Source organism: Pseudomonas sp. CM27 (genome assembly GCF_013179515.1).
Classification (GTDB): Bacteria; Pseudomonadota; Gammaproteobacteria; order Pseudomonadales; family Pseudomonadaceae; genus Aquipseudomonas.
The window spans coordinates 21,570-31,703 of record NZ_JABMCN010000026.1 but is presented as its reverse complement, the minus strand read 5'-3'; the positions used below and the strand labels follow the sequence as shown (position 1 = coordinate 31,703).

At 64.5% G+C, this 10,134-nt stretch carries 8 protein-coding genes; all 8 read right to left on the bottom strand.

Annotated features, from left to right (window positions below):
* Window positions 1-236, bottom strand: a 236-nt coding sequence (locus HP547_RS05490; RefSeq protein ID WP_172285687.1) for an alginate O-acetyltransferase AlgF, incomplete at its 3' end; no start/stop codon positions are given.
* Between the two features lie 16 nt (window positions 237-252).
* A complete protein-coding gene (locus HP547_RS05485) occupies window positions 253-1,410 on the bottom strand; it encodes an alginate O-acetyltransferase (RefSeq protein WP_172220749.1) in 1,158 nt (385 codons plus the stop codon).
* A 10-nt stretch (window positions 1,411-1,420) separates the two neighbouring features.
* Complete coding sequence (locus HP547_RS05480; RefSeq protein ID WP_172285686.1) at window positions 1,421-2,878, bottom strand: MBOAT family protein; 1,458 nt, start codon at window positions 2,876-2,878, stop codon at window positions 1,421-1,423.
* A 208-nt stretch (window positions 2,879-3,086) separates the two neighbouring features.
* The gene (locus HP547_RS05475; RefSeq protein ID WP_172230690.1) at window positions 3,087-4,190 is read right to left on the bottom strand and encodes a mannuronate-specific alginate lyase; all 1,104 of its coding nucleotides are present in this window, start codon (window positions 4,188-4,190) and stop codon (window positions 3,087-3,089) included.
* 7 nt (window positions 4,191-4,197) lie between these two features.
* Window positions 4,198-5,640 carry an alginate O-acetyltransferase gene (locus tag HP547_RS05470; RefSeq protein ID WP_172230687.1) on the bottom strand — a complete coding sequence of 481 codons (1,443 nt, stop codon included), beginning with the start codon at window positions 5,638-5,640 and terminating at the stop codon, window positions 4,198-4,200.
* Window positions 5,641-5,653: 13 nt separating this feature from the next.
* Complete coding sequence (gene algG / locus HP547_RS05465) at window positions 5,654-7,213, bottom strand: mannuronan 5-epimerase AlgG (RefSeq protein ID WP_172285685.1); 1,560 nt, start codon at window positions 7,211-7,213, stop codon at window positions 5,654-5,656.
* A 15-nt stretch (window positions 7,214-7,228) separates the two neighbouring features.
* Window positions 7,229-8,707, bottom strand: coding sequence for an alginate export family protein (locus HP547_RS05460; RefSeq protein ID WP_172285684.1), 1,479 nt, complete (start codon window positions 8,705-8,707; stop codon window positions 7,229-7,231).
* The gene (gene algK, locus HP547_RS05455; RefSeq protein WP_172285683.1) at window positions 8,704-10,131 is read right to left on the bottom strand and encodes an alginate biosynthesis TPR repeat lipoprotein AlgK; all 1,428 of its coding nucleotides are present in this window, start codon (window positions 10,129-10,131) and stop codon (window positions 8,704-8,706) included. The genes HP547_RS05460 and algK overlap by 4 nt, the downstream gene beginning before the upstream one ends.
* Window positions 10,132-10,134: the final 3 nt, after the last annotated feature.

Genomic DNA, 10,134 nt, shown 5'->3' with positions numbered 1-10,134 from the left:
CCCGGCAGGAAGCTGAAGTCGCTGCTGGCCTGGGCGCCAACCTGCTTGATCTGGGTGTTGCCGACGCTGGCAGCAGCCGGTGCGCTGGCGGCGTTGAACAGGCGCACGAAGGTGGAGCCTTTGGGTGCAGTCGGGCCATACAGCGCAGCGTCGGCGCCGGCGAAGGCGTGCATGGACGCAAGGGAAAGGCCGGCCGCAAGGGTGAGGGCTTTGGCAATGGAAGTCTTGGTAGTCATGTGCATTTCCTCTCTATCAATGGTTCGTCCGGGCGGACGACAAGGCCAGGTTTTCTTCGGATTTACGGGCGTTCTTCAGCTGCGCGATCCACTGCGGATCGAAGCTGCTCAGGTCGTTCTTCATCGGCAGGTAACGTTCGGGGAATTCCCACACCACCACTTGTGGCGCGGCGTTCTTGAAGGCGTCGCTTTGCAGGTACTTGAGCATTGGCAGCAGCGGGCCGTGGCCGTCTTCGGCGTAGTTGGCCACGTCGCTGCGCAAGGCCTGTTGCAGCGCACCGAGGAAGTTCCAGTGCGGGTTGGCGCTGTAGCTGGTGCCTACCAGCGCCACCGGAATCTGCGTGTCGGCAAACAGCGCATCGCCGCCTTCGCCCTCGGCCTCGGCAGGCCGGGTGGTGCGTTGCTGCAGGGTGTCCGGCGCCGGCAGCAGGTTGCTGAACAGCGGGTCAAGCGGCAGGAAGTTGGTCAGGTCGCCCTTGTACGGTGCGGTATTGCCGGCTTCGGTGATGAAGGTCTGCGGTTCGCCGTCGAGCAGGCTTTGCCGCGCCACCGCTTCGGCCAGGGCCTGGGCCACGACTTCGGCGCCCATTGGCGTCCAGTGGGTGTCGGTGCGCAGGAATACCTGGCCGCGGGCCTTGGCCTGCTCCAGCGGTGCCATCAGGTCCGGGGCGAACACGTTGGCCTGGCGTGCCTGGGCGTGGAACTGGTTGTACAGGTCGTCATGCAGGCTGGCAGGTGCTTCTTTACCGACATACTCGGAATAGACCCGCGCCTTGGCCGGTACGATCGCCAGCACCAGCTGGCTGCCGTGCTGCTGCAGGGTGTCGCGCACGCCGCGGATCAGTGCCAGGTTTTCCTGCATCAGTTGCTCGGCACCGGCGGTGGGCTTGAACTCTTCGTCGCTGAACAGCCACTGGTCGCGGCCCAGCACCACACCGGGGCGGCCTTCGTTGAACAGCTTGAAGTCCATCGCCGCCCACAGGTTGGTGCCCAGGCGCTTGATCGGGAATTCTTCGTCGTAGTGGGTCTCGGCTGCCTTGGCCAGCTTGCCGTTGAGCAGGGTCATCTGCTCGGTGCGCTGGAAGCTCTGCAGGCCACCGGTGGACCAGGCGCCCATGCCCACCAGCAGGCCGAGGAACGACAGCGAATAGGTGATGCGTAATGTCCGGGTCATGTCATCCACCTCAGAACTGGAAGTACAGGAACGGCGAGTAGCTCTGCGCCGAGAGCTTGAGGATCGAGGCCACGAACAGCAGCAAGACGAGGGCGCGGGTCATTACCCGGGTCCAGTCCAGGCCGAGCGAGCCGTCGCTGTTGATTTGCACCGGGGTGGCCGTTGGCGTCGGCCGGGCGTTGCGGTAGAAGTCGCGCAGGCCGAAGAACGCCAGGGTGAGGTAGGCGATCACCAGGGTGGCCACCTGCAGGCCGGTGAGCTGCGCGCGGTTGAGTTCCGACAGCTGCCAGTCGCCGAAGCTGAACATGGCGCCGTACATGCGGGCGGCCACGTGCAGGTTCTCGGCGCGGAAGATCACCCAGCCGACCACCACCAGCAGGAAGGTGAAGGCCCACTTGACCGGGTTGAAGCGCTGCGGGTTGGTGTCCAGGCCCAGCGCCCGCTCGATCGCCAGCCACATGCCATGCCAGGCGCCCCAGATGATGTAGGTGAAGTTGGCACCGTGCCACAGGCCGCCCAGCAGCATGGTCAGGAACAGGTTGCGGTAGGTGTTGAAGGTGCCTTTGCGGTTACCGCCCAGGGTGATGTACAGGTAGTCCCGCAGCCAGGTCGACAGGCTGATGTGCCAGCGCCGCCAGAACTCGGTGATCGACTGGCTGATGTACGGCTGCTTGAAGTTTTCCATGAAGCGGAAGCCCATCATCAGCCCAAGGCCGATGGCCATGTCGCTGTAGCCGCTGAAGTCGAAGTACAGCTGCGCGGTGTAGGCCAGGGCGCCCAGCCAGGCATCGCCGGTGGTGGGGTTTTGCAGGGCGAAGCAATGGTCGGCGACCACCGCCAGGGTGTCGGCGATGAACACTTTCTTGATGAAGCCCTGCATGAAGCGGGTGCAGCCTTCGGAGAACTTGTCCAGGGTGTGGGTGCGGTTGTTGAACTGGTCCACCAGGTCCTTGAAGCGCAGCACCGGGCCTGCGATCAGGTGCGGGAAGATCGCCACGAACGCCGCGAAGTCGATCAGGTTGCGGGTGGCCGGGGTGTCGCCGCGGTACACATCGATGATGTAGCTGATCGACTCGAAGATGTAGAACGAGATACCGATCGGCAGCAGCACATGGGTGAGGATGAACGGCTCCAGGCCAAACGAGCTGATGATCGCGTTGAGGCTGTCGACGCCGAAGTTGGCGTACTTGAAGTAGCCGAGGATCGCCAGGTCGACACCCACGCCCAGCAGTAGCCAGCGCTGCGCCGGCTTGGTGCGCACCCCAGCGGCACCGACTTTCAGGCCGATCCAGTAGTTCCACAGGGTGACCCCGGCGAACAGGGCCAGGAAGTCCACCCGCCACCAGGCATAGAAGACGTAGCTGGCGATCAGCAGCAGCAGGTTGCGATAGCGTTGCCCGCTCAAGTAGTACAGGCCGAGGAATATCGGCAAGAACAGGAACAGGAACACGTTGGACGAGAAGACCATCCCGGTTCTCCTAATTTGTTCACAGCATCCAGGGCAAAGCGCCCCCCAAACCCCCCAGCGCAAGACCGGAAGGCAACTTAGTACCTCTGTGGGAGCTGGCTTGCCGGCGATGCAAGGCGAAGCCTTGCCCATCGGTAGTCAGGGGCCGTTTCGCGGCCCCTCGCCGGCAAGCCAGCGCCCACAGATTTCACCCCCGCATTGGGGTGTGCTACTTCTTGCTTTCTGCGCTCGGGTCGTAGACCCGGGTCAAATCGCCGCCGAGCCTGAAACTGTTGAACGGCTGCATCTCATGCTTGCGCTCCAGCGTGTCGCCCACGCAGTGGTACAGCGCGCACCACGGCTCGAGCCAGGCGTACTTGCTGTCGACCTTGAGGTCTTTCATGTCCTGTTTCTCACCGGCCCGCGCCTTGAAATGGCTTGGGTCGCGGGCGCCCGCCAGCACGCCTTCGCCCAGGCGCTGCAGGGCGAAGTTGTTTTCGCTGCGCAGGTCCACGCCATTGGCCTGGGCGAAGCTGGCGATCATCGCCAGCGGCGGCAGGGCATAGTTGTGGTAGGCCAGGGCACGCTGCTTGCGCTTGATTTCGTTGGGCAGGAAACCTTGCTCGTCGACCTGGTTGGCACCCACCTTGAATTCCTTCACGGCCCAGTCGAACAGGTCGCGACGGTCGGTGGCCACGGCGGTGGCCATCACCGACCAGGCGGCCCAGTAGCTGTGGTTGTTGATCTTCTGCAGCGGCAGGTCGCTCCAGTCGCGCACGGTCTGTTCGGCCAGGCGGGCGAGCCACTTCTCGATCAGCTCGGCCTCGGCCTGGTGCGCGGCCAGTGGCTGCGAGTTGGAGAACTTCAGGCGCAACCACGACCCGCTCATGCTGCCCAGCGCCCATTTGCGCATGGACTTGCCGGTGTGGTTGTAGTCGGTGGACAGCAGCGCACCGGCGCGTGCCCAGTTGCCCAGCCAGGCCAGGGTGCAATCGAGCTGCGCCGGGCGGCCGTCACGCATGTACTGGCCGACCATCTTGCTGACGCCTTTCTCCAGCGTGGTGATGTCGGCAGTGGAATCGCGAAAGGCCTTCTCCGAGGCGACATTCAGCGTCGCCCGGGCCTTGTCCGAACCCTCGTACTTGCTCCGGAACTGCAGCGCGCCGGTGTACGGCTTTGGTGCGGCTTCGCAGCGGAAGTTGCCGTCGCCGGTCTTGAGCTTTTCAATGCCCTCGTAATACCCCTGCGGGGGCACCAGCGCAGCCTGCGCGGCGCCTGCGCACAGCGCCAGGGCCAGCAGGGCAGGGCGGAAGATTCGCTTGGATACAGTCATGTTCGCCTCACTGGCCGGCCTGCGCGGTTTGCGCAGGAACGGCGAAGTTGTTGCGTTTGCAGAGCTTGGCCTCGACCTTCTGGGTACCGTTTTCCGGCCCTTGTACTTCGAACGCCAGCAGGCTCTGGCTGGCCCAGTCCTCGTCTTCGCGCATCTGGAAGACGAAACGGCCGTCGGTATCGGAGGTCTCGGGTTTTTCCAGCTTGATGTCTTCGTGGCGGCCGTTGAGGTACCACAGGGTGGCCTGCAGCACCTTCACCGACGGATCGTCGAACTTGACGTCCATCTGCAGGTTGCGGTTGATCAGGTCCTTGATCACGCCGCCCTTGCCGTTGACCATCAGCTCGTTCTTGCCCGGCTTGAGGGTGGCGCTGGCGCTCATCAGCGCCGGGCGGTCGTCGCAGCCGTCGTCGAGCAGGCCAAGGATTTGCCGCCAGATGGTTTCCTGGTCCAGGCGGTACAACGGGGAGAATTCCCAGATCAGGATCTTCGGCGGGTTTTTCTGGAACTCCTCGCTGCCCAGGTACTGGATCATCGAGCCTTCCAGGCCACCGCCAGGGAAGGCGACATTGAGCACGTCGGCGCCGATGTATTGTTCGAGGAAACCCGAGAAGTTGTAGTTCTTGCCGCTGTGGCTGGTGCCGACCAGGGTGATCTGCGCGTTGCCGCTGTCACCGAACAGGTCGTCGCCGCCGCCGGTGGAGCCTTTCGGCTCGGTGGCAAACTGGTCCATGTACTGGACGGCGTAGCTGGTGTTGCACAGCTGGCCGGCAACGTTGTGCAGGGTGCCGGTCTTGCCCATGCGCCCGGACTTGGTAGTCTCGAATTCCTTGCGCGGCACGCCTTCGAAGGCCGGCATGTGGTGCACGGTATCGGCCACGATCCTGGCCGCACGCTGGGCACCGTAAGGGGTCCAGTGCTGGTCGCCACGGAAGTAGAAGTCCTTGCCCTGGTCGGCGGCAGCCAGCTGCTCGTTGGTCAGCGGCGACAGATCGGGGACGTTGTAGCCCATGCTGGCGAAGCGTTTGAGCATGGCTTGGTAGTTGCCCAGGGCCTTCTGGTAGTCGAACGCGGCTTTTTCGGCCGGGTTGAGCATGTTGCGGTTCACCAGGCCACGGGTTGGCTGGTACACCACCACCAGTTCCACGCCGCGCTTCTTGAAGGCGTCGTGCACTTGCTGCAGCCGCTTGTAGCCGGCCGGGGTGGTGTTGAACTCGGTGCGCAGGTCTTCGCGGGTACGGAACAGCCAGTCGCCCTTGGCCTGCACCAGCGTGGTGAAGTTCTGTTGGTAGCGGGTGGTATAGCGGCTGGCATCATGCGCTTCAGGGCACAGCTGGCAGCAAGGCTCGGCGCTGAAGGAAGGGGCCTTGACCTCTTCGGCGCGCACGCCCTGGCTGATCGCCAGGAGGGCGGCGGACAGGCCCAGCAGTTTCATCAGGTGTGGAGTCATGGTCTGGGCTTCCTTAATCGATCATTTCGGTCTGGCGTTCGACCGGGTCGATCAGCACAGCCTTCTGCTGGCGAACCAGCAGGTCGAGGATTTCGTCCTGGCGCTCGCCCAGCACGCCGTTGAGGCTGATGCCGCTGGCCTTGCGCGGGGCGAGCATGGCGACCTTGTACAGCTCGACCGACAGCGGCGAGTCGATCGACAGCGGGCCGGAGCCGTTGGCCACCAGCTCGCCACCCACCACGATCAGCGAGACCTTGGTGTCGAACGGGTCGAGGGCGATGTCGCGGTCGGTGTCGGACAGGTCCTTGATGTGGCCATACACGCCCACCAGGCCGTTGGCCATGGCCACGTTCTCGTACAGGCGGATGTTCACGCTGTTACGCACGCGGATGCCGTGGCGACGGTTGTTGATCAGCTTGTTGCCCCAGATCAGGTTGTCGCCGCTTTCGTACAAGGTGATGCCGTCGGTGTGGTTGCGGTAGATCTCGTTGTAGGCGATCAGATTGTTGACGCTGTTACGGTCGATCACCACGCCCGAGAGCTTGTTGTCGTAGCTCTTGTTGTTGATGATCCAGCTGTCGTTCACCTCACGCGAAACGATGATGCCGTGCTTCTTCTTGGTGCCGTACACGGTGTTGCCGGCGATGATCAGGCGGTGCGAGCGGTCGTGCGGGTCGATGCCATAGACGATGTTGTCGCGGTAGGTGCTGTCCTTGACCACGAAATCCTGGGTCTCGTAGCAGTAGAAGCCGTACCACATGTCGCTGAACTCCGAGCCGATGATCCAGCCGGTGGGCTCCGGGCGGCCCATGCGCTTGGCCATGTTCGGCGTGTACTGCGAAATGCTCACGCCATACGACTTGGACTTGGCGTAGCCGAAGCTGGCCATTTTGCTGTTGACGATGTAGGTCTCGGTGCCGCCCCACGACAGCAGGAACGGGCGGAATTCCTTGGGCGAGCGGAAGGTGGCCGGGCCGTTGTCCTTTTCACGCCAGCCGGTCACCTGGGTGTCGCTGACAAACAGCTTGCCGTCGTTGACCAGGAACGAACCGCCTTCCTGCGACAGGCGCAGTTGCTTGACCTTGCCGTCGATCTCGAGCATGCCCTTCTGCCCGACCACGATCGGCAGGCGCGCCAGGTACACGCCAGGCTCGACTTCGCTGAAGTACTGCCTGGGCACCTTCTTGCTCAGTTCGACCAGGTCGACATGGCCGTCATCGACGAAGATCGCCTGCGGGATGCCGTGCTGGCGCTGTACCCATTCGGCCGCCTTGTTGTCGCCGCCGATAAACTCCTTGAGGCTGTCCTCCTGGAACATGCGGCGCAGGCTGACCTTGCCTTTGTGGCTGCGGTCGATTTTCTTCTGTACCGCCTCGGCCGTGAAACCGGTGAGGTCGGGCAGCTTTGGCGGGTCCATCTGCAGCGGCTCGATCGGCGCGCTGGAGATCGTGTAGGTCTTGGCCTGCTGCAGTTCCTTGGCGATCACCTGGGGCTCTGCGGCAGCGACCAGGCCGCTGGCCAGCAGCAAGGCGCTGGCCAACAGGCTGTGGCGTAAGTGCGGGTGAAGGTTCATGGCTGGTCCTCGGCCTCAGAAGCGCCAGATGACGTCGACGAAGGCGCGGTGCATGTACGAGTCCGCTTCCTTGCCATAGGCGTCGCCCGGCTTGAACACGCCGGCACGCAGGCGTACCAGGGCGGACGGTTCGTCGATGGCCTGGCTCATCGAAGCGGGCAGCAGGCCTTGCTTGAAGTACTTGGTCACGACCACGTCCATTTCCTGGCCAAGGTCTTTTTCGCCGTCGACCAGGGGGCGGTTGACGCCGTTGTCGTTGACCACCGCGTTGATGCCGCTGGAGCCGATGTTCTGGTTGCCATCGACACGCCAGAACTTGTGATAGATGAGGCTGGCGTCGTAGTCGTCGCGCAACTGCCAGGAGGCGAACAGGGTGGCGGCCTGCAAGTTGCCCAGCTCGCCGCGGAAGGCTTCACCGAAGCGGTGCACGCGCGAACGGGTGCCGGTGAAGTTGGAGCGGTTGCTCTCAAGGCCGGTCTGCTCGAAATTGTTCGAGCCGTCGTCGCCACCGCCGCCGCTGCCGCGAGCGTACGCCGCACCGACCTGCCACTGCGGGTCCAGGCGCAGGCGGATGCCCAGGTCGGTGGCCCAGGCGTTGACGTCGCCGCTCTGCTTGCCGGTAGCCACTTGGTCGTTGCCGACAGCCTGGCTGCTGAGGGTGTCGCGGTCACCGGTCAGCCAGGTGACGCTGCCCCAGTAGTTGACGGTGTGGTCATTGCGCCAGTTGTAGGCGTCGCTGTTGGCCTCCAGGCCCAGCCAGGTGAGGTCGCCGGTGCGGGTCTTGTCCAGTGCGTCGACGGTTTCGCCGGGGCTTTTAAGGCTGCCGCTGTCATGGCTGTGGTGGGCGCGCACGCCGACCCAGTGACCTGGGGTCCACTGCGTGGCGACGTTGCCGTAGATGTGCGTGCGGTCCTTGTCTTCCGGGGCCAGCTCGGTGAGGTCGGTGCGGTATTCGCTGAAGCGCTGGGCCACGCCCAGGTCGGCCTTGAGCAGGGTGGTGTCGAAGGTCCAGTTCAGCGCCTCGATGTTGGTGTCTCGCCACATGCCGTCGTCGCTGCGCAGGCGTTGGCGGCCCAGGCGCAACTGCTCGCCCGGGTAGGCGGTGAGGCCGCTGTAGCCGACCCAGAACTCGCGCATGGCCAGGTAGCTTTTGTCAGGCTGGCGGCTGTCGTCGCCAGTGTCGGTGCTGGTGCCGTCGTCATTCTGGCGCAGGGTGTCGGTTTCGATGGTGTCGGTGGCTGCGACGGCCTGGCCCATGGCGTAGGCGCTCCAGTTGCCGCGTTCGCCGTAGACCCAGGGGCGCAGGTCCAGGCCCAGGCCGTTGACGTCCCCGCCCGAGCGGGTGCCCAGGTCACGGTCGTCTTCTGACTGGCCGGTGATTTTCACATCCAGGCCGAAGTTTTTTTCAGCGGTCATTTCCGCCAGGGTCGGGCAGGACCACAGCAGGGCGAAGCTCAGGCCGATGCCGGCTTTCACGAAGGGATTGAGCGTCATAGCGAGTCCTCACCGTCTACTTCTTTTTCGTCGTCTTGCAGGGCTTCGATGGCCAGGGTGCTGTTGGCGCCCTGACTCATGCTGCCGCGTGCCTGCTGCTCTTGCGCCAGCAGTTGCCGGGCCTGGTTGCGCTGCTCAGGCGTCAGTTGCTGATCGAGCTGCTGCAGCAGTTCGGCGGACTGCGGCGTCGGGTTGGCCTGGGCCAGCTGCGCAAATACCCACGCGTCACCCGGTTGCGGGCGAATGCCGTGGCCTTCGCTGAACAGCTGGGCCAGGGCGTAGTCGGCGCTGTTCTGCCCGCCACGGGCAGCAGTCAGCAGGTTGTCGACGGCTTTTTGCGGTTCGACATTGCCCAGGTAGCCGCGGCGGTACAGCTGGCCGAGGTAGTAATGGGCACTGATCTCGCCGGCATCGGCAGCTGCCTGCAGGTGCTGTTCGGCTTTGCTGGCGGCAGCCGGCAGGGTCTTGCCTTCGTAGTACAGGCGGCCCAGCAGCAGTTCGGCACGTGGCTGTTCGGCTTCGCGGCCCTTGTCGATGTAGGCCAGCAACTGGTCGGTGTCGCCCAGTTCGGGGAAGTCGTATACCAGCTGCGCCAGGCTGACCCAGGATGCCGGGTTGGCCGGGGCCACCTGCTCGAGCAGGGCCTTGGCGGTGTTCTCGTCGGTCTGACCGAGGCTGCGGTCGGCCAGCACCCGGGCGACGCTGTCGACCCGGGTGGCCGGCACGGCGCCGCGGGCGTAGGCGGATTTCAGCTGGCCGAGCAGGGCGGCTTGCTGGTCGGCCTGGGCACGCGTCTGGTACACGGTGGCCAGTTCTACGTAACAGATGTCGGTGCTGTTCAGCGCCGCCTTGCAGATGTTCTCGACCTCGCCCAGGTGCTGGTCGTAGGTGCCCTGGGTGCGGTACAGCAGCACCTGGGCCAGGCCCGCTTCCGGGTTGCCGGCGGCGCGCCACTGGTCGATCTGCTGCTGCGCGTTGACCGCGGGGAAGCTCTGTGGGTAGCTGAGGTAGAGCATCGCCAACGGGATCAGGGTGTTGCTTTCGCCTTGGCGGGCCGCTTGCTTGAGCAGGGTTTCGGCTTCTTCGCGTTCGGCCTGGGTGCTGTCGGGCTTGGCCACCAGCAGGCGCCCGAGGCGTGCCTGAGCACGTGGCGACGTGGCGGCAGCGGCGCGGTAGGTGGCCTCGGCTTCCTTGATTTGCGACGGGTCGCGGCTGGCGACCTTGATGTCGGCCAGGCCCACTTGCGCTTCGCTGTAGCCCAGGTCGGCCAGGGCCTTGTAGTTGCGCTCGGCCAGCGCTGTGTCGCCGCGCTTCATGGCTTCGTTGGCCAGGCGCTGGTCGGGCAGACCGGCGCAACCGGCCAAGGCGATGGCTGCAGCCAGGGCACACAGGCCCAGGCTGGCGCTTTTCTTGTAGGGAATCATGTG

Bases quoted from the DNA above. Each gene is read 5' to 3' on its own strand.
- HP547_RS05485 (WP_172220749.1), bottom strand. From the start codon at position 1,410: ATGACCCGGACATTACGCATCACCTATTCGCTGTCGTTCCTCGGCCTG.
- HP547_RS05480 (WP_172285686.1), bottom strand. From the start codon at position 2,878: ATGGTCTTCTCGTCCAACGTGTTCCTGTTCCTGTTCTTGCCGATATTC.
- HP547_RS05475 (WP_172230690.1), bottom strand. From the start codon at position 4,190: ATGACTGTATCCAAGCGAATCTTCCGCCCTGCCCTGCTGGCCCTGGCG.
- HP547_RS05470 (WP_172230687.1), bottom strand. From the start codon at position 5,640: ATGACTCCACACCTGATGAAACTGCTGGGCCTGTCCGCCGCCCTCCTG.
- algG (WP_172285685.1), bottom strand. From the start codon at position 7,213: ATGAACCTTCACCCGCACTTACGCCACAGCCTGTTGGCCAGCGCCTTG.
- HP547_RS05460 (WP_172285684.1), bottom strand. From the start codon at position 8,707: ATGACGCTCAATCCCTTCGTGAAAGCCGGCATCGGCCTGAGCTTCGCC.
- algK (WP_172285683.1), bottom strand. From the start codon at position 10,131: ATGATTCCCTACAAGAAAAGCGCCAGCCTGGGCCTGTGTGCCCTGGCT.